We start from the raw sequence: 18,080 nt of genomic DNA on the forward strand, positions 1-18,080 counted from the left end.
ATCGTCCTCACTCGATATCGTTAAAATTGCTGTTCGCCCTGGATCTTGCCTGCCGTTCCCGTGCATCCAGTTGCCGAGCAACTTCCCGCGCAATGTCCTGCGGGTTGTGGTGGGCCTGAGCGACAATCTGAATAGGGGCGTGAATGTCGATGTAGGTATCACCGCCCTGGTGATGCGATGAAGTAGTCCCGCGCGGGTATTGGCTCCCCGGCAGGCTGTAGGGATGCAAGGGGGCGTCCGCAGCGGTAGCAGGGCCACCCATAAATAACGCGGCTACTGCCGCCATGGCGGCGGTATTCTTGCGACTGGTGACATTCGCCGGCCCGTTGACAATTTCTGGGCCATACTCGCCCACTACGCCAAATTTCCCCAGCGGGATCCTGCCGCCGCTGTCGTGCTCGCCGGTATACCTATTGCGTATTGCTGCCGATGAATTGCCTTGCGGGCCTGGCGTCATGACCACACCGGCCCGGCGGGCCGCATCGGCAACGCCGGGGTTCGTCTGTGCTAATAGACGGGTTTTATCCGATTTGGCTTTAACTTCATCTAGCTTGTCTAAAACCCACTTAATTGAATCTGTGAGTAGCTTTAGCGGTGTAAGCGCTAATTCAATGCCTGATGCCAGAAACTCGCCGAACTTTTTCCCCGCCGATGCGGCACTGTCCAGGTTGTCTTTTGTCGACTTCACCGGGGTTAGCAGATCGGTAAACCAGCCCCACAGGGCCTTAATCTTGTCACCAATCCAGGTGAATACCGGCATCAACGGCGCAAAGGCGTCTTTGATGGGGGCCGCCGCAGCTTTGAAACCGTCAACCACGCCGCCCAGGAATGCTTTGATGGGTTTCCAATATTTATAAATCAGCAGGCCCGCGCCGACGACCGCAGCAGCAATCAACCCAAGCGGGCTAACCAAAATACCGAACATGCTTCCCAAGCCGCCCAGGGCAAAACGCAAAAAGCGCAACGGGGATGTAGCCAGCCAGGTAAACACGCGGCCAATGCCCTTAATCCCTTTGGTTACAGTCTGTAGCGGTGATGATGCGAAAGACGCGACGGCGCGTCCGGCGCTGCCAAGGTGCTGTTTAGAAAAGGTCAGTGCATTCTTTCCCGCTTCCAGCAGTGAACGGCTGAAACTACCAACCTGCCTGGTGGTGATCGGGGTGGTGCTGGCAAATTTCAGCATGCTGAGTGACAGGTTGGGCAGCAGGCGGATCCCCAACATGCGTGTGCTAAATCGGAGCAGGGCGAACGGCCCCAACAGACCGACAACGGCGATGGCCAGCGTGCCAAAAACGGTGGTTGAAATGGCCGCCGCCGCACCAATCTTGACGAGGGCGGCGCTGACTTTCGGATGCGCTTTCAGGAACTCAGCAACGCCATGTAAAAAGTTGCTGATGCCTTTTGCCGTTTTGCGCAGCCAGGCGTCATTTTTCTCAAATAATTCGACGCTGATATTTTCCAGGGCGGCATGTAACATCGTCATGTCGCCTTTCATGTTATCCAGCATGGTATTGGAAACTCGCCGGGCCTCCCCGTCGTATTCACCTGGTGCGCCGCGCATCTGTTGCAGCTTGCCGTCTGACACCGCCCGCATCAGTTCACCAAATCCGGTGACCGCGTACATGCCGGCAATGTCTTTAAAAATCTTGCCGCGATCGACGTTCCCCATTTTTGACGTTTTTTTGTCGATATCTTTTAGAATATCGACCAAATCACGCATGTTGCCGTCTCTATCTTTGGTTGTTACGCCCAGCTTTTTAACCGTGGCGCTGTTACCGATACGGCTTAGAATGGCACGCATCGCTGTACCCGCCTGGCTCCCCTGAATACCGGCATTACCCATAATGGCCGTGGCAGCGGATACGGTTTCCAGGCTTTGCCCGTACTCGCGGCCCACACCGGCGGAATATTTCAGTGATTCGCCCAGCATGGGAATATCAACGTTATTACGGGTAAACAGGGCGGTTAGCACGTCGGCCACCCTGTCCATCTTTTCCGCAGGGATCCCCATGGCGGTTTGGATATTTGACGCAATATCGGCAGTGGTGCCAAGGTCAATGTCGCCGGCAGCGGCCAGATTCAACATCCCCGGCATCGCCTTTAAAACTTGCTGGGGTGAATAGCCCGTTCTGCCAAGGAAATATTGCCCCTCAGCCACCTGGAGATCGGTGAATTTTGACGATAGCGGCAGGGTTCGCGCCTGGTGCCGTAATGACTGCATTTGCGGATCGGCTTTGGTTGGGATGCGCGTCACTGCCTGGGTTTTACTCATCATCGCATCGAAGTCATAGCCCACATGCAGGGCGTCAACCAGTCCACGGCCCATGGCGCGCCCGGTGGCCATTGACGTATAGCCCACCCCTGCGGCCATCACTTTGCGCTGATTGCTTTCATCAAACTGGTGGCGTGCGGCATTCAGCCGCTTTTGTTGCTGGGCCTGTTGGTCTAGCCGTTTTTGCTGTGCAGCTAATGCGCCCGTTACCCCGGTGATGTTTGACCGCAGAGAACGCTGAGCCTCGCCCAATCGATTTGTTGCCACGCCGCTGTTTTGCAGGGCGGTACGCTGGTTTTGCAGTGAAAGCCGTAAATCCGCGAGTTTCTGTTGCAGTTTGGCCGCTTCTTCCCTGGCCTTCTGAAATTGGCGGGCCTGCTTGGCGGTCGGGCCGTCTGTGGATTTCAATGCTACAGCCAGATCGCGCGCTTTTTCACGGGCTGTGCTTAGCGCTTGCGCGGCGGCAGCAACCTGGGTTTTTGTCTTGCGGAAACCGTCAATTTTCCCGGCTTGGGTATCAAGCTGTTTTAACTGGTCTTTTGTAGCTTTAACAGACGCGGCCAGCGCTTTATTGCTGGCCTGCATGGATTTGAACGGGCGGGTGATTTTATCGACCGCACTCAGTAAAACCTGCAACCGGAGGTTTTTGTCACTCATCACTTGCCCCGCTGCGGATAATGGCTTTGTGCCGCCATTCCAACAGCTCGGCCAGCGGCATCAGGTCGGTCACGGTTGGCGGCCAGTGGAAGACGGCGGCAATGTCTGCCGTCAGATCTTCAACGGTTAGCTGTTTAGGAAATCGGCTCTGACCGAACTCGGTAAGAAAAAAAGTGCCAGCGCTTGGGACAACTGATACAGGTCTGCCGGATCCAGGCTGGCGACTTCGTTAGCCGTCAGGGCAGGGAAGGTTATACGTGGCAGGACGGTAATCAGTGAATTGACGTCAGTTTCAATCAGCTCCTGCAAACGGGTGCCACGTAACGCACCGGCGTTTGGTTTGTTCACGGTCACTTCGGTGATCTGCGTGGTGCCGCGCAGGACTGGAATGTCCAGGATCACCGGTTTGTTCAGCAAATCAGTAACGGCATCGCCCTGGCCATCATTGACTTCAACGTTTACAGATTTATCGTTTTTCATTGTTTAACCTTCATTTTGTCTGGTTTACCGGCCCCAGGCCGGGGCCACGAAAACACCTGTGCAAGTGGGCAGGGCAGTTACAAGCCGATAGCGCGGCGATGTTCTGCCAGGCGGTCGACGCCATCCACGATTTCGATCATGTTCACCACGTCGATTTCAAGCAGGACAGCGCCGTCCATCGTCAGCTTGTAATAGGTATTCTTGGCGCTGAGTTTGGTTTGCGTGTTGTCACCCTGCTTGTAGTTGCCAAAATCGAACTCAGAAAAACGACCACGCATGACCACTTCTACGGCGACAATCTCACCGGTGTCATCGCGCTGGAAAGAGCCTACAAAACGCAGCAGTACGCCATCAACCTTGGCGATCCCCCACTGTTTATAAAGCTGGGCCTCAATGCCGCCGAGGGTGATTTCAGCATCCAGTGCGCCATCATCGATCCCCAGATCAACACCGGCGCTGCCGTTCATGCCGCCGCCGCGATACTGTTCAAGCTTTCGCGTCAGCTTCGGTAGGGTGATTTCTTCAACGACGCCCTGATAGTTGTTGGCGTCGTTGAACAAGTTCAGGAATTTCAGTTTGCGTGGTAAGGCCATCGCGTCCCCCTTAGCTGTTCACGTTCTGAGGAAAATTCATCAGATATTGGTCGGTGATACGCTGGCGCAGCAGCAGATTTTCAAGCGGCGGCACTGGCGTGTAGTTGTAGTCCAGGAGCAGCTTGCCTGCTTTCAACGTGTCTTTATCGTTGGCGGCATCATCCATCCAGCAGTCGCCGTCGATAATGTAGCCGCCGGATTTCAGCTCACGGAATTTGGCCTTGATGCCTTCGATAATGTCTTTGGCCAGGGAAGGGTGCATCGGCTGATCAACGGCCCACATTTGCGCTTCGGCCATGGTGTCAGCCAACACCTGCGCGGTGCGGGTGTAGTTTTCAAACTGGAATAGCGGATCATCTGAGCAGGTGCGGGAGCCCCAGAAACGGAATCCATCTTTGCGGATCAACGTGGTGACGTCGTTTTGGTTAAGCAGATTGGCGTCGGTGGCCGTATCCTGCAAATCCCAATACACGTCAGCGTTGATGCCGGTCACGCCATTGACGCCGACGTTTGACAGGGTTTTGTGCCAGCCGGTTTGCTCATCAATCTTGGCGCGCAGCCCCAATGCGCGGGCAGTCGCGTAGGCGGTTGCCGATACGTTGGTCACGCTATCCCAGCTCAGGAAGTCCGGCCAAATCAGCATAGCTTCACGCTGGCTGAAATTTTTACGGTAGTCGATGGCTTCTGCTACGGTTTTACAGCCGTAGGCGCTCAGGTAAGCGAAGCCGCGCAGGCTTTGCGCGATAGCCAGTAATTCAGAGGCTACAGCCTCATTATCATGACCAGGCACACCCAGAATGCGGGGTTTTACACCAAGCTGGCTTTGCGCGGCCAACAGGGCTTTCATGCCGGTTTTTTTGCCTTCGGTGGTCACGCCGCCGATGATATTGGTGGTGGTTTCCGCTTCGGTTTCACCCTGGGCGACACGCACAACGATGATAACGGGCTTTGTCTGATCGCCGATGGCGTCCAGGGAACGGGCCAATGTGCCTGATTCGCCGGCTTTACCGCTGGCGGTCAATATGTCGGTAAGTAATACGGGCGTGTTTAACGGGAATGTTTTTGCGTCGGCGTCATCACCGGTACAGACCAGCCCAACAATAGCCGTGCTGACGGTGGTGATGCTGCGGGTGCCTTCGTTGATTTCCTGCACGCGCACGCCGTGGTGGTAGTCTTGAGCCATTAGGTGGATCTCCTGTAACGGTGTTCCCCTATGGTGTCTGCGGCAGGCGGTTAATGCATGTGGTGGGCTTTGTGTGAGGGATGGCACAAGGTGCGCGATGGGCGCTTAAGTGGAGGGAATGCATAACAATGACTGCGTTTAACGAAAAATGAAAGCCCCGTGCGAGGCTTGCGTGCATGAGCTCAGACTTGAACTGACGCAGCTACATCACAGAGCCAAATCCAATCTGACAGGCAGCTTTGTGCCTGAGCGGATGTTGCCAAAACTAATCTGTACTTACCAATGGAAGGTGGCCGCTATAAATGTGAATTGTACGATTACGGGGATACTTACAAGAAAAAAAGGTAGGATTTAATGAGAGTGTATTTTTATTTAAACTAGAGGCAGGGCTAATTGATTGTATCAAATAGTCCTGCTTCAAAATTCAAGAGTATGATTTATTTCAGATCTCTCGCTTTATTTCAAACTCTTTGTATAATGCTTTTGTCTTTTCTTTCTTTTCCTTGATTAATGGGATGTAAACGCAATGATAGTAGTCAAAGGAAATTTTTTTTAATATTTCTGCAGCATCTAAAAGTAAATTATTTACAATCATGAAGTTGGCAATATTAACTCTAAATCTCGTTACGGAAGTTTTTTTCGTTAGTGGGTTAGCAACAAAGGAATAATCATACTTTTCGAGTTCGGAAATATGAAATTCGTTATTTGCCGTATCTAATATAGAATCATCTAGAACATCATCAAAAAGTCGCTGCCCACCCTTCATAAGATGCAAGACGTCAAGCCCAACAGCTGAAGAAATTATGTCAAACTCTTGCCATGACACTTGTTCATTTTCGGTGATTTCAGCATATATGTTCAATTTTTCGACTTTATTAATTAAAAAATTGCAAACATCATTTATATCATCGTTTGCAATGGCAGCTAACCCTAACTTTTCGAAGTATTTTATAGAGATATGCTCTTGGAATGCATCTTTATCTATGTAATGTAAAAAAGTTAGCACGTTATCGAACTTGTCATTTGATGATAAGTTTTCTGTAATCGAATCGTAAAATTGTATCTTTATTTCTTTTGGAAGATTACTTATAGTATAAGCGGCATGGTATTCCTGTACTGATTTATGGAGGAAGACATACCGATCTAAACCATCTTGCTGAATCAAACAAGTAATATTGATGATATCATCTACAAAAAGCTCGCATTCTTTTGTATTAATATTCGCAGCGTTGAGGGCTTTCCTTGCATATTTTGTAAGCGATATTGTATCGAATTCAAAAACTTCATCTTTCATCGAAAAATAGCACAAGGCAGAAAAACACCATAGTGAATCATCTGTGTTAAGTGTTGATTTACGTTCACGAGCCCAAGATTTCATCCTATCATGCTTAAGATATAGAGTAATGTATAATTTGTTATAAAACTCAACAACATTACTTGGTAATTCATCCCAGTATGGATAGCATACATATAAGAGGTTTATCAAGATTGGTGTTTTTAGAGTTTCTTTTAGTTGAGGGTTGTCACTAATTACACTAGATAACTCATTAAATTCAGTTTGATTGGATAATACTTTTAATATGCCAAGTTGGCTTTCCTCATCCAACTCTTTAACTATTAAGTTATTAATGGATGTCTCTCTGCATACCTCAGTTTCTGGGCGGCTTGTAACTATAATAGGGCAATTATATCTGATATTTAATTCTTTTATCTGAGACAGTATTTTAAACCTTGAGTTAGCTTTTACTTCATCGAACCCATCAAGCATTAAAATAATCTTTCCTGATTGTAGAAGTAGTTCAACATGGTTATGCGAACGATTTATATCAACACCAAGCGATTCAAGCGTCAGTTTGAAAAAATCTAATACAGTCCCTTTTTCAATTCTTCTTAGCTCCAAAAAAAATGGGATTCTATTTTTGAGCTTTATTTCATTTAGAAATAACTTTCTTAGTATAGTGCTTTTACCTTGACCTGCAATGCCAACGATATTTAAAATTCGCTGGTGAGATATAATACAATCGTCATTAATTATGAACTCATCGTTGTTTGCTGCATTTTTTATTGTTAGAGGGAAATAGATATCATCAAGTAGAATGTCATGCTCTCTCTGGTGGAGAGTTCTCATACGTAGCGCATTGGATACATGTTTCTCTATATATTTACTTCTGATTTCAAATTGGTCTAATTGTTCAATTATCCCAATGGAGTTCTCGGTCCCTTTAAGCCATCTAGAAGAAAGGAGTTTCTCGGTCATGACTTTTACTGCTTCGCCAGTGCCACTGACAATTATTTGGGCAAGTAATGGATCCATTTTTTTTCTCATCATTAGAATTTTTATAACCTTATCCCAAAAATGGAAAATTTTAAATCCTATTAACGAAAATGGCCGACGCTCGTCACATTGGGGTTAGCTGGCAGACGGTTTATGACCGGGTAGCGAAGGGTGAAGTAGTGATGCTCAATAGCAAGTGAATCGCCACTACTTTGGTAGTCATCCTTTTAGTTGGCGACTCCGTCTCTTAGCCCTTGATGACATAAGGCCACTTCCGCTTTTCGCTCAAAACCGACTGTCAGTTGAGGTCTGAGCGAATACAGCTATGCTACTCGGTGCCAAAGCATTTGCAGCTTATGCCGCTCAACGATGCTGATCGCCTGTCCTTGGCCCAGCGCATCAGTTTTCCCCGAAACGGGGTGGCCGTGTGGGCCTAACTCCATTTCGTGATCGTGTTCGCCGGCTTCGTCCGTGTCGCCTTCCTGATAAGGATCGAAGAATACCCGATTGTTACCGCCCAGCTCATAATCACTGTTGCGTTTAGGTACGCCATGATGAGAGTGATTACCGCCAGACTTGGTGCGTTTAGTCCCAAGGTCGGTATCTTGTGCCGTCCCTGACACGCTGATTTCTTCCTCCGGCAGATTTGCACGCGCAATTGTCACGGTGTCGCTACCACCCAGAGCGCCAACATCGGAGCCGTCTGCTTTCGCCGTTCTGATCGTCAGGTGATCGCCGGCATACTCCCACGTTGACCACGGCCAACGTTCATTGGGGTTCAGGTTTTGGTTGAACAGACGAGAAGATCCGACTGGGTTATCCAGCTCCCATGCCTGGCTCACTGCTGCGGCGACTGCGGCTTTGATTGCCGCTTTGATTGCTGCCGGCGTTGCGGCTAAGTCTTCGCTATCACTGTCCGTGGCATTGCTCAACTGGGTAAAGCCCTTTGCTGTCAGCGTTGCGTCCGGGTGGTTGCGCGATTGTTCATGGTCTGACAGTTGCTCATCGGTATAGTCTTTGACCTTTTCTTCCAGAGTATTGACGTCTTCGACCGTTGCCAAAATAACAGACGGATCAGCAATCAGTTCCACAGTCGCTGTGCTGCTGACTTTCAACTGCATCCTGATAATCTGGAAGCGGCCCGACCCCTCAGCCAGCAGTGGCTTATAGGTTTCCGGCATGTTACCGACGGCGATGCATTCGCCATCGTCTGCGTATAGCGCTAACTCACGGAGCCAGAAGCCGCCAATCTGTGGCGGCATGATCATTTCTGCCTCTATGACACTGGCGTCTTTATCAGCAATCACCAACTTATTTAGCTCGCCGCGATATTGCTCGCCGATCAGCCTGGCGCTGGCAGCGTTCGGTTGCGGTAGCTGCCCGCCACCGTCGCCGACGGCCATCTCATTAATCGCTATTGGCGTGCCCGTGACGGCAGCGTTTGCCAGCCGTTCTGCGCCAGCATCGGTGATCACTGCGCTGTATTTTTTATCGTTCACGCTCAAGCCTCCATTATCCAGTTGTTTTCTCACGATTCATTAAATGGAGATCCCGCGGCGGCTGTAATATCCCTTGAAATACAGGTAAATCTGCATCAATTCTTCATCGCTCAGTACGCGATCAAAAATCAGGTCTGCATACTGGAGGTGCTTTGGGGAACCCTCAACACGACTTTGGCCGATGAAATAAGTGAGCGCCGGGTTTGCGAAAGAGGTTATCGGTAAACCAGGCGCTGAAACTTTTGCTTTTGCGTTGGTCAAGTCACCAAGGTGCAGAGCGTTACCCAGATCTCTGCCATAGAAAAATGCCGGACTGCGGTCAGTGCTCAGTGTATTTAAGCCGGCACTGTATGCATTGCTCCACGGACTGCCATCCGCGCCGGTTCCTTTGTAGTGCGAATACATATAGAGCGCTGATGGCGTAGGCCCTTGTGTTACCAGTGACTTGCCCGCATCGGAGCTACCTTTGAAGCTCGAAATCAAAAAGCAACGGCTAGTTTGCGTTGAGTCGGTATTGGTGGCGATTGAAATCAGCGTGGCTTTCTCGCTGGTCGGTACGCGAGTATCCAGGTAATTGCTAGTCGAAAATTCGAAAGCCTCGCCTTTCTGCGTCGGGTTTCCGTAGGCTATTGCTGGCGCCCCGCCGGGTGCCAGGTTGGCCGTCAGGTTTCCTCGGCCAAAGATGTTGGCATATTTCAACCCTTCGGTGCTGAAAGGGGGATTCCATCCATCCGGTTTTGAAATAGACGCGCCGGCAACGTTTGATTTAATGACCATGACCATAATAATTATTCTCCGATCTCGATCGGCTCACAGAATTGCACCGATGGGTTATTTAATGGGTAAGGCTTACCAACCAGTTCAGGTATATTTTCATCAGCATATTGTCCAGAACCTGCCTTATATTCGTAAGTTGCCAGTGACGCGAAAGGATCGCTGTCGAATACATTCCCGTTGCCGTTATGGGCTGTTTTATCGCCATACCATAGTTTTGCAGCGCCTACAGGTTCAGCCGCCAGGGTGATTTTTATGATGGTGTCAGCGGCAATTTCTACGGATTCAATTGGGACAGCCGAATCCGTGGAGTCTGTGACGCGAAAACCCTTGTCTGCATATATCGTCGGCGTTCTTCCCACATACGCGGGGCGGAATTGCAGGGGTGGACTGGGTACGTGATACAGCACATAAACGACTCGACCGATACGGATGATTCGGATAGGGCCGAGTGCTTCCCATCCCTGGCCCTCGTTCAGCACCCGGTGCATAACCTTGGCAAATTGCATGTCCATCCAGCGGTAGCCATTACCGGTCAAATGACCGCCTTTATCCGGATATGGATAAGATGGGGTGACAAGGTATGCATTCTTATTTTCCTTGCAGAATTCCCACTGCGCCATGCCGATAGCCAGATCGTATTTATCGACGGTATACCCGCCGCCGGTCTGGTACATGAATATCGCAGGTGGGGATTTCTGGCCGGCAATACCATAGGCCATATTGTTGGTCATGTTCGGGAATAGCGTCTCTAGTTTCCCTCTGTAACCTGCCTTGGTTTGCACACCGCCGCGTGTCCCGTTGTAATTCCACTCACCCTGGAGAAAGATAAAGGCAGCGATGGCATAGCTGACACCCATCTGATCGGCAATATTCTTGACCTGCTGAACCGCCTGTAGGGGACGCTGATAAAGTTCTGGATTTGCACCTTTTGATAGTTCTTCAATGGTTCGTCCATTAACGCCGGTGCTTGATACAACAAAACGCCGGGTTGGGTCTTGCTCCAGACAGTTCTTTTGCAGCCAAAGCTTGCGAAGGAAGTTCCCCAGAGCCGCACCGCCTTCACCTTCATTACCCGCGCCTGGTTGCAAAGCGGCGGTTTCGTCATTGGTAATCACGCGATCACCAGAGCCGGATTGCACTACAGCCTTTAATGGCTTCAACACCGCTTCGCCGAGTGGGGCAAATTCGGGATCGGTGCGGCTGGAAGGACGCACGCTATCACCCAGCATCAAATTATCATAACCGGCGATCGGCTCATCGCTGAGCGCGGGCCAGCCCTCCTGCTGCGTGCCGAGGCTTTGACTGTACAACACCAGGTGGTTTAAGGCGGAAACAAGGCGCTGAATGTCGGCGTTATACTGGTCGCGCACTGATTGCGAATAGGCTTTGTTTTGCGCGTCGTAAGCGACGAGATCAAACTCAGCCGCAGCACTGCCACTGCCGAGCAGGTTCCCATCAAGATCGATGTAATCTTTAAAAAAACCGTCGACGTCTTCAAGCCGTAGCCAGGCGTCGTGCGTTGTTTGGGTTGAAAACGCACCGTGCCCTTGTAGCGCACCCGGTGCAACGTCGCCCGCAGCGCTGACAATCTCAACAATAAAATCATCGATATCCTGATAGATCACACCAGGCCGATCGCCCACATGTGTTATTTTCAGGTCATCAAGAAAAATACCTTGGGGAGAGAGCAGGCTTTTAATTGTGCCAAATGCGCCATTATCAAATAAACGCCACACTGAAAAGTAGTCATCATCAACAATATCTAGCAGAAGATTGCTGATTTCCTCATTAACGTGAAAGTAATCCGTGACCTTTTTTACCAGTTCACCTGACGGTAATGTTCTTCCGGTTGGTGTGGCTTTACCGTCAATATTTTTATATTCAGCTACCCAGGCATCGGCGTTTTCAATACGTACAGAGAAACGTGCGTTTAAGGTGATACTGCCGTCATTAATTTTGGCCTGCGCTTTTTCCTCATTATCAAAAGGCTGCTCGCCAACGGATAGCCCTTCAATAGCCTGTTTTAAATATTGGGTGCGATTCGCCAACTGCTGCGGCTGGATATTAGCAACACCGTCACGACCACCTTTTACTTTATCCCCACGCTGAATTTGATAAACGCTCTCTTCCCAGCGTCCACTTTCGGTAATTTTTGTCATATTACTCCCCGGAGTAGTGATAACCGCCGCTGAAATTGGCAACGCTGTTGTATTTAATGCTGTCGTCCGGCTCGTAATCGGCAGGGTAGACAGTGACGATATCGCCGTCATGCACAGAGACGGCGGAATAAATAAAGCCGCTGACCTCTGTCGCGATACTCAGTTGTGCAATGTGTCGGCTAACGGGTCTGGCATCACCGATCAACCGTTCAAGCTCACGGACAATTTCCTCCGTGATCCCGACCTCGTTCACGTCGATAGTGAGACGGAACGTGCCGAGCGGGTCGGCAACCTGCCACCATTCGGCGATTGACATTGAATAGCCCATGGCCTCAATCACGCGCCGGATGGCGGCGATCGTTCCTTTGCGGCGATGGATATAAAAGGCGTCTTTGACGGCCTTGCGCTTTTCCGCTGGCGTCCATTTCTCATCCCAGCGATCGACCGAAAAAGCCCAGGCCAGATAGGGCAGGAACTTGACCGGACAGCGGTCAGGGTTCCACAGGTCACGCAGTGGGGTATTTAGATCGCTGATGCCGGCGCAGGCTTGTGCCGCGCGTCGTTCAAGCGGGGTCGAACCGGACGGCAACAGGCTATTCATCGGAACCGCCGATCCGGATGCGGTAATCGGTACAGTTGGCCGCCTGAGTGCGGTCTAACACCACGTCAGCCAGGGGGGCCGCCAGTTCAACGCGTTGCACGCCCTGGGTATGCAGCGCCGCATAGATGGCCGACAGGCGAATATCGCGGCCTAGCCGGCGTTGCTCGTTGATGTAGCTTTTAAGGCGCAGTTTAGCATCGGCCATGATGGGTTCGATTGCCGGGCCGGGGTAAACGTACAGCGTGGCGTCGATCTGGTAATTGACGATCTGGGCGGATTGCACGGTCAACCGATCAGCCACCGGGCGGACTGCCTCGTCATTCAATGCGGCGCTGACGGTGGCCAACAGTTCGGGGGATGCGGTGCCGTCACCGTCGCGAGACAAAACGCTGATCGTGACTTCTGCCGGGGCGGGACTGATGGCCGAAGCATCCGCGACTTTACCGTCCGCACTTTGTGCATGAAACTCATACGCCCCGGTCGGGCCGGCGACGCTCATCCCTTCAAAGGCCGCCGGGATGCGCTGGCGGTAATCGGCGTCCGATTCCTTCACTTCCTCAACTGGCGGGATAGCTTCGTCATCTGCCGGGACGATCGTTAATCGTGGCGTGTTGTTGTTTGCACCAAGCTGTTCAAGGTCATTACCGATGGCGTAGGCCACCATGACCGCCTGCGCAGCTTCGTTGACGCGCTGGCGCAATAACATCTCCCGATAAGCTGACTCTTGCAGGATTTTGACGATCGGCTCGGATTCAAAACCCAATGTGCGGCGTACCGCCTCCCGTTCTTCTTCGGGATACAGACTGATTAACCGCTCTTTTCGTTCGGAAAATAGCGTCTCAAAATCCAATGCCTCAATGACATTGGGGCGGGGGAGTTGGCTCAGATCAATGGTGGCCATTATTGCCCCCTGACAGGTAATGAGAACTGGATACGCCCGGCGGTGTCCGTCCGGTTGCCGACCAAATCAACCACCATTTCCCCGTCAACGCTGGAAGCGAGATTGATCGCAGTGAGGGAAATGCGGGTTTCCCAGCGAAGAACCGCGCCATAAATGGCGGCCATCATCTGGAGGTTAAGCGCGGGGTTTTGTGGCTGATCAATCAGGGTCGATAGCTGCGAACCGTAGTCACGGCGCATGACACGACTACCGACAGGCGTGATCAAGATATCGCTGACCGATTGGCGGATGTGTTCGATCTCGCTGATAGCCTGGCCATCGTTACGGTTCATGCCGAGATACATCATGATGCTGGCCCCCCTGTGTTACCGCCGCCGTTCTGCACGTTGCCGTGATAATGGATGTGGATGATCACGCCGTTGGAATTAAAGCTGCCGCCGGTGTGGGTGATATTCCCGTACATTTCGCCGCCGTACTTGAGCAACAGTGAGCCGGCAATCAATTTATTGGTGCATTCCACGACGGGCGCATCCAGGGTGATCATCTGGCTGGCCGTCACCATCACGACGTTGGCGGTGGCGATGATTTTTTCAGATGCCTGAATATCGGCCTGTTTCATGCCCTTTGCCGTCAGCGTGCCGTTTTCAGGTTCGTACTCAATGACAGCGCCGTCGGGGAAATCCAGGCGAACAGCATCGGGTGACGCCGAGGCGGCGGGATACTGATCGGAAAATACGCCCGGCAGTACAAAGCCGGTGGTCAAATCACCGAAGATGCTCAGCACAATTACCTGTTCGCCAACCGATGGGGCAGACCAAAAGCGCACGCGACCGGCACGCAGCGTCAACCAGTTCAGCCAGTCGGTTTCATTTTTCCCGATTTTCACGCGGCACAGGCCTTTGGCCGTGTCCACTTCGGAGACGGTGCCAATGCGCACAATGTTAGCCAGGAGGCGTTTTAGTTCGGCGATGGATGCTTTCATGCTGCCAGTGTGCCGCGTGCGGGCGCGTGGGGCATTTTGTGTGCCTTGTGCCAGCGATGGCACAAGGCGGTGACGTGGTCAGAAAGGCGGGGTGATTATTTGGCGATGTGCGTCAACGCCAGATCCTTAATCCATTCAATATCGGCATCGGTGAAGCCCAACAACTGCCGGCGCGCATAGCGCACGGTGGGGCCGTCTGGGCTGACTTTATCCCGCAGGCCGTAATGGTGGACGGCGGATAAATTGGTCACACCGGGGGCAAACGTTACGGCGGCTTCATCGGTGTTGGATTCTGTTTTCATAAAACGCGCAGTGCGCAGCCGGGTAAACATCTTGCGGCGGATGCGCCCGTGCTTGTCCTGCCGTTTGTTTTTACGCGGTATGTACGGCGAACCGTCCGGGTTCTTCTGTTCCTGAATGTGCTTTTGCTGGCGCTGGCGCAGCTCTTTGGCCACCTGGCGGGTAAATACCTGGCGGGACTGCGGGGAAAGCTGCTGGAGCAATACGGACAGCGTTTCGTCCAGCGCCTGGAAGTCGCTTAAGCCGCCCATGCTGCCACCATGCGGCCTTCCATCCAGATTTCATAACTGCTGAGGTCGCTCGGCGGTGGCGGCGGTTCATCCACATGCCTGACGTTCAGCTTGCCGTTGTCCTCGCCGACGATCACACGTTCGGTCAGTTTCAGATCAATGCTGATATCCCGCGCGGCATTATTCAGGAAATCGGCTTCAAAGGTGAAGCCATCGCCGCGTTTATCCGGGTTGGCCATGATATCGGGCTGATGGGTACGCAACCAATGCAGGATGGGCACGATCAACAGATTGGCGTCATCGGCATAGCTGGTCACGATAAGGTTCAGCGTGTACTGATATTCAAAGGACAGCGACGGGGCCAGGGTGGAATAAATCACCCCTTTATCGATAAAAATGTGCAGACAATCGGGGTTTTGCTTCACATACTTTACGGAACCGCTCAGGGCCGCGCGAAGTGAGTCCGGTTTTAACATGATCGCTCCTACGGTTGCGCCAGGCAGACGTTGTGGATGTAGTCTTGCAGGCCCGCTATTTGGCTGTGGGCGGTTTCAATTCGCTTTCTGAGGGTGTAATAATCCCGTTGAGCGGCGTCAGTAAGTCGGGGGCCGTCTGCATCAGCCAGGCTGGCGGCGGAGGCGGTTGGGCATGTGGCGCTGAGCTGCAGCCGGCGACGGCCATCGGCAACATCACGCTGCAAACCATCAATTTTACTTTTCGCATCGGTTAATTCCCGGCTTCGGTTTTCGTCAATGGCGGCAACAGCACGCTGCGTTTTATTCTGCCAATCAATCTGGCGGGTTAGCTTACCGTTGGCATCCTGCAACGTGTCACGCACCTGGCGCAGCCCCTGATTGCTGTAGAACAGTAAGGCCAGCAGGCAGAGCAAAATCAGGACGATGACGGCAATCAGACGGGCCATTTTTGCCCCCAGGTGCAAACCTCATGCTCTATATCGCGGCGGTTCATCAGGCCTTTCCACGGTTTGCCGCCGGCGTAAATCCACTGGCGAAGGCCTGCACACGCGCCGGCTGTATCGCCTGCGTTCAGTTTGCGTAGCAGAGAAGAATGCTCAAAAGCGTAAACGCCCACGTTGTAGCTGAAACTGATTAGCGCGGCTTTTTGGTACTCCGTCGCCGGAACCTTTACCGACCGCTCAACCGAACGGGAAAAGGGGATCAGGTCTTTATCCAGCATGGCCTTGCATTGCGCCAGGCTGTAGCGCTTGCCGGGGTTAATATCGGCCCCGGTGTGGCCGTAGCAGACCGTCAACACGCCTGCGACGTCGCGATAAGGTTCAAGCCTGACGCCTTCCAGTTCGGGGATCATTAATGTGGCGATCGCCACTGCGCCAGTACCGGCAGCGCCAAGCAAACTTTTCCGCAAGGTAGATGACATCGCCATTATTCGGCCTCCTTACGGAACAGGCGGCGCTTTACTGGCGGTTCAGTGATGATCCCGGCGCTCACCCCTTTCTCATAGGCTTTGGTGCGCCGCCAGTCGAAATAGGTCTGCGTGAGATAAGTGATCAGGCCCAGGATAAAACCGCCGATCACCGCAACCTGATTCCAGTCCACATGGCGGAACCAGTCGACAAGACCGCCGGTGCAGAGTCCGCCGGCAATGCAGTAGTTAAGACCGGCGGCAAGTTTTTCCGTCATAATTTTCATTCTCCACCTCCCGCCCGCACGGGGTTAATCCCATAATTGAAGGGTTTGCACCGATGCGGCCTGAATGATATCCGGCATGTCTACCGGGCAACCGTGGGGCAGAATTGGCCCCCGATCGGCCAAGCCCGGATTGCTCAGCAATACCTGCTCGGTGACACCCTGTGTTTTGCCGTAATAGCGCTGGCACAGTGCATCAACGGTGTCGCCCTGGTGCGCATAGACTTTCATCAGATCAACTCAACCGTCATGCGTGGCAGCACCTGGCAATCATTAATGGCCCAATCCGCATCGCGGCGCAGGTCGTCAACGGTTGGCTCCAGCGATTCGGCCCGCTTGTTGCCTGAATTGGTGGCGTCAAAGCTGCGAAATCGCTCGGTCAGGCTGGCCTGCGTCAGACAAAACACCGCGCGGCGGTAAAGCTGTACGCGGGTGCTCTCATCATCCAGACGGTCGGCAGGAACCTGATCCAGCTCGCTATATCCCGCGCTTTGCTGCTGTTTTCGCCAGTTGGCCAGGCGATCGTTAACTTCATTGATGGCATTGCGGGCGGCTTCCAGCAGGCGCGGCTGTGTGATCGTGCCGTCCTGGCGCATATCTTCCCGGTACTGTTTCAGGTCGATATCCGGCCAGAAACCCGTATTTTTAATCACGGTGCTGACCGGTGGCGCAGGGGGAGGCGTCACATCAATTTCCAGATTGTTACCGGGTTTCTGGTCGCCCGGCACGGGTTCAATCGCTATGCTGACCATGTTTTTTCTCTGTGAGTCGGGCGGTGGACGGGAGCGTTGATGCGGTTAAAACCTGTCGCGGCTCCCGTGCCGCCCTCGCCGGGGGCGATTCGTTAACGTCCTGCCTGAATGAGTTTTTCCAGTTGCTTAATGTCAGATTTCACACCGGAATTCTCATCTTTCAGCAGGGCCTTTTTTAATGTGTCCAGGGCAAGCACGTTGTCACCGTCTTGACGCAGGGCATACCCTGCGAATTTATACAGCCGGGCTTTGACCTTGTCCGGCATATCCTGCCCTGTGAGCAACTGCTGAGCGCGGAGTAACTGCGCGGTATCCAGCGGCTTATTGGCCGTCATGCTGCGTTGTGCGGCGGCGGCCAACTCTTCGGCAATCAGGCAACCGGTAGAGCGTTCGAAGCCGTCCGGGGCAACCAAATCATGCTTGATGGCGTATTCACCGATATTCAGTGCGGTTTCCATGTCGCCCACGTCCAGCAACCAGACCAGCACGCGCATCAAAATGGCGTCCTGCCTGCCGGCATCACTTTGCAGCACACCGGCCACCCACGGCATGTATGTGGGGATCATGCTGCGTTTCAGTTCCGCCTTGGTGTCGTGGGACTCAACACTGCTCAGCCTGGCTAAATCCTGCTGCATCTTGAACAGCAGCAGGTCATAGTTGCCCAGGTGGCTCAGGCTGGCCGCCTCACTCAGCGAGGAGGATTGCTGCGCAGCGATATATTGCTTATGCCTGCGTGCCGGGCTGGTCATGGG

At 52.5% G+C, this 18,080-nt stretch carries 21 protein-coding genes; all 21 read right to left on the bottom strand.

The genetic code is table 11. From position 1 onward, the window contains the following. Positions 1–7 precede the first annotated feature (7 nt). The 21 genes from M2407_RS04430 to gpM all read right to left on the bottom strand — a co-directional run bounded on the left by M2407_RS04430 (position 8) and on the right by gpM (position 18,077). Positions 8–2,929 carry a phage tail tape measure protein gene (locus tag M2407_RS04430; protein ID WP_259216817.1) on the bottom strand — a complete coding sequence of 974 codons (2,922 nt, stop codon included), beginning with the start codon at positions 2,927–2,929 and terminating at the stop codon, positions 8–10. Then, the gene (locus M2407_RS04435; RefSeq protein WP_075205621.1) at positions 2,922–3,044 is read right to left on the bottom strand and encodes a GpE family phage tail protein; all 123 of its coding nucleotides are present in this window, start codon (positions 3,042–3,044) and stop codon (positions 2,922–2,924) included. Before M2407_RS04435 ends, M2407_RS04430 begins: the two co-directional genes overlap by 8 nt. 11 nt (positions 3,045–3,055) lie before the next feature. Beyond that, complete coding sequence (locus M2407_RS04440) at positions 3,056–3,409, bottom strand: phage tail assembly protein (RefSeq protein WP_259216818.1); 354 nt, start codon at positions 3,407–3,409, stop codon at positions 3,056–3,058. Positions 3,410–3,486: 77 nt separating this feature from the next. After that, positions 3,487–4,002 (bottom strand): phage major tail tube protein, encoded by a 516-nt coding sequence (locus tag M2407_RS04445; RefSeq protein WP_006322489.1) that lies wholly within the window; start codon positions 4,000–4,002, stop codon positions 3,487–3,489. Between the two features lie 10 nt (positions 4,003–4,012). After that, positions 4,013–5,185, bottom strand: a complete 1,173-nt coding sequence (locus M2407_RS04450; protein WP_259216819.1) for a phage tail sheath protein — start codon at positions 5,183–5,185, stop codon at positions 4,013–4,015. Positions 5,186–5,627: 442 nt separating this feature from the next. Further along, on the bottom strand, positions 5,628–7,499 hold the full coding sequence (locus M2407_RS04455) for an NACHT domain-containing NTPase (protein WP_259216820.1): 1,872 nt from the start codon (positions 7,497–7,499) through the stop codon (positions 5,628–5,630). A gap of 284 nt (positions 7,500–7,783) precedes the next feature. Further along, positions 7,784–8,959 carry a phage tail protein gene (locus M2407_RS04460; RefSeq protein WP_259216821.1) on the bottom strand — a complete coding sequence of 392 codons (1,176 nt, stop codon included), beginning with the start codon at positions 8,957–8,959 and terminating at the stop codon, positions 7,784–7,786. 39 nt (positions 8,960–8,998) lie between these two features. Further along, positions 8,999–9,742: a hypothetical protein gene (locus tag M2407_RS04465; RefSeq protein ID WP_259216823.1), complete on the bottom strand. Its 744-nt coding sequence runs from the start codon at positions 9,740–9,742 to the stop codon at positions 8,999–9,001. A gap of 5 nt (positions 9,743–9,747) precedes the next feature. Then, on the bottom strand, positions 9,748–11,895 hold the full coding sequence (locus tag M2407_RS04470; RefSeq protein ID WP_259216825.1) for a hypothetical protein: 2,148 nt from the start codon (positions 11,893–11,895) through the stop codon (positions 9,748–9,750). Position 11,896: 1 nt separating this feature from the next. Continuing rightward, positions 11,897–12,496: a phage tail protein I gene (locus tag M2407_RS04475; RefSeq protein ID WP_259216826.1), complete on the bottom strand. Its 600-nt coding sequence runs from the start codon at positions 12,494–12,496 to the stop codon at positions 11,897–11,899. Continuing rightward, positions 12,489–13,397 (bottom strand): baseplate assembly protein, encoded by a 909-nt coding sequence (locus M2407_RS04480; protein ID WP_259216827.1) that lies wholly within the window; start codon positions 13,395–13,397, stop codon positions 12,489–12,491. The genes M2407_RS04475 and M2407_RS04480 overlap by 8 nt, the downstream gene beginning before the upstream one ends. Then, positions 13,397–13,744: a GPW/gp25 family protein gene (locus tag M2407_RS04485; protein WP_112362410.1), complete on the bottom strand. Its 348-nt coding sequence runs from the start codon at positions 13,742–13,744 to the stop codon at positions 13,397–13,399. Before M2407_RS04485 ends, M2407_RS04480 begins: the two co-directional genes overlap by 1 nt. Continuing rightward, entirely contained in the window at positions 13,741–14,379 is a 639-nt protein-coding gene (locus M2407_RS04490; RefSeq protein ID WP_259216828.1) for a phage baseplate assembly protein V, read from the bottom strand. Before M2407_RS04490 ends, M2407_RS04485 begins: the two co-directional genes overlap by 4 nt. 95 nt (positions 14,380–14,474) lie before the next feature. Then, complete coding sequence (locus tag M2407_RS04495) at positions 14,475–14,930, bottom strand: phage virion morphogenesis protein (protein WP_259216829.1); 456 nt, start codon at positions 14,928–14,930, stop codon at positions 14,475–14,477. Further along, entirely contained in the window at positions 14,918–15,385 is a 468-nt protein-coding gene (locus M2407_RS04500) for a phage tail protein (RefSeq protein WP_259216830.1), read from the bottom strand. The genes M2407_RS04495 and M2407_RS04500 overlap by 13 nt, the downstream gene beginning before the upstream one ends. Before the next feature lie 8 nt (positions 15,386–15,393). Further along, complete coding sequence (locus M2407_RS04505; protein WP_259216831.1) at positions 15,394–15,831, bottom strand: lysis protein; 438 nt, start codon at positions 15,829–15,831, stop codon at positions 15,394–15,396. Then, a complete protein-coding gene (locus M2407_RS04510; protein ID WP_310445522.1) occupies positions 15,819–16,313 on the bottom strand; it encodes a lysozyme in 495 nt (164 codons plus the stop codon). The genes M2407_RS04505 and M2407_RS04510 overlap by 13 nt, the downstream gene beginning before the upstream one ends. Further along, entirely contained in the window at positions 16,313–16,579 is a 267-nt protein-coding gene (locus tag M2407_RS04515; RefSeq protein WP_099062514.1) for a phage holin, read from the bottom strand. Before M2407_RS04515 ends, M2407_RS04510 begins: the two co-directional genes overlap by 1 nt. Positions 16,580–16,603: 24 nt before the next feature. Then, complete coding sequence (locus M2407_RS04520; RefSeq protein ID WP_049211534.1) at positions 16,604–16,807, bottom strand: tail protein X; 204 nt, start codon at positions 16,805–16,807, stop codon at positions 16,604–16,606. After that, positions 16,807–17,328: a head completion/stabilization protein gene (locus M2407_RS04525; RefSeq protein WP_259216833.1), complete on the bottom strand. Its 522-nt coding sequence runs from the start codon at positions 17,326–17,328 to the stop codon at positions 16,807–16,809. Before M2407_RS04525 ends, M2407_RS04520 begins: the two co-directional genes overlap by 1 nt. Before the next feature lie 92 nt (positions 17,329–17,420). Next, on the bottom strand, positions 17,421–18,077 hold the full coding sequence (gpM, locus tag M2407_RS04530; RefSeq protein ID WP_259216835.1) for a phage terminase small subunit: 657 nt from the start codon (positions 18,075–18,077) through the stop codon (positions 17,421–17,423). Between the last annotated feature and the right edge of the window lie 3 nt (positions 18,078–18,080).

Source organism: Serratia sp. BIGb0234 (assembly GCF_024809915.1).
Taxonomy (GTDB): domain Bacteria; phylum Pseudomonadota; class Gammaproteobacteria; order Enterobacterales; family Enterobacteriaceae; genus Serratia; species Serratia liquefaciens.

Bases quoted from the DNA above. Each gene is read 5' to 3' on its own strand.
- M2407_RS04430 (WP_259216817.1), bottom strand. From the start codon at position 2,929: ATGAGTGACAAAAACCTCCGGTTGCAGGTTTTACTGAGTGCGGTCGAT.
- M2407_RS04440 (WP_259216818.1), bottom strand. From the start codon at position 3,409: ATGAAAAACGATAAATCTGTAAACGTTGAAGTCAATGATGGCCAGGGC.
- M2407_RS04445 (WP_006322489.1), bottom strand. From the start codon at position 4,002: ATGGCCTTACCACGCAAACTGAAATTCCTGAACTTGTTCAACGACGCC.
- M2407_RS04450 (WP_259216819.1), bottom strand. From the start codon at position 5,185: ATGGCTCAAGACTACCACCACGGCGTGCGCGTGCAGGAAATCAACGAA.
- M2407_RS04455 (WP_259216820.1), bottom strand. From the start codon at position 7,499: ATGGATCCATTACTTGCCCAAATAATTGTCAGTGGCACTGGCGAAGCA.
- M2407_RS04465 (WP_259216823.1), bottom strand. From the start codon at position 9,742: ATGGTCATGGTCATTAAATCAAACGTTGCCGGCGCGTCTATTTCAAAA.
- M2407_RS04470 (WP_259216825.1), bottom strand. From the start codon at position 11,895: ATGACAAAAATTACCGAAAGTGGACGCTGGGAAGAGAGCGTTTATCAA.
- M2407_RS04475 (WP_259216826.1), bottom strand. From the start codon at position 12,496: ATGAATAGCCTGTTGCCGTCCGGTTCGACCCCGCTTGAACGACGCGCG.
- M2407_RS04480 (WP_259216827.1), bottom strand. From the start codon at position 13,397: ATGGCCACCATTGATCTGAGCCAACTCCCCCGCCCCAATGTCATTGAG.
- M2407_RS04485 (WP_112362410.1), bottom strand. From the start codon at position 13,744: ATGATGTATCTCGGCATGAACCGTAACGATGGCCAGGCTATCAGCGAG.
- M2407_RS04490 (WP_259216828.1), bottom strand. From the start codon at position 14,379: ATGAAAGCATCCATCGCCGAACTAAAACGCCTCCTGGCTAACATTGTG.
- M2407_RS04495 (WP_259216829.1), bottom strand. From the start codon at position 14,930: ATGGGCGGCTTAAGCGACTTCCAGGCGCTGGACGAAACGCTGTCCGTA.
- M2407_RS04500 (WP_259216830.1), bottom strand. From the start codon at position 15,385: ATGTTAAAACCGGACTCACTTCGCGCGGCCCTGAGCGGTTCCGTAAAG.
- M2407_RS04505 (WP_259216831.1), bottom strand. From the start codon at position 15,831: ATGGCCCGTCTGATTGCCGTCATCGTCCTGATTTTGCTCTGCCTGCTG.
- M2407_RS04510 (WP_310445522.1), bottom strand. From the start codon at position 16,313: ATGGCGATGTCATCTACCTTGCGGAAAAGTTTGCTTGGCGCTGCCGGT.
- M2407_RS04515 (WP_099062514.1), bottom strand. From the start codon at position 16,579: ATGAAAATTATGACGGAAAAACTTGCCGCCGGTCTTAACTACTGCATT.
- M2407_RS04520 (WP_049211534.1), bottom strand. From the start codon at position 16,807: ATGAAAGTCTATGCGCACCAGGGCGACACCGTTGATGCACTGTGCCAG.
- M2407_RS04525 (WP_259216833.1), bottom strand. From the start codon at position 17,328: ATGGTCAGCATAGCGATTGAACCCGTGCCGGGCGACCAGAAACCCGGT.
- gpM (WP_259216835.1), bottom strand. From the start codon at position 18,077: ATGACCAGCCCGGCACGCAGGCATAAGCAATATATCGCTGCGCAGCAA.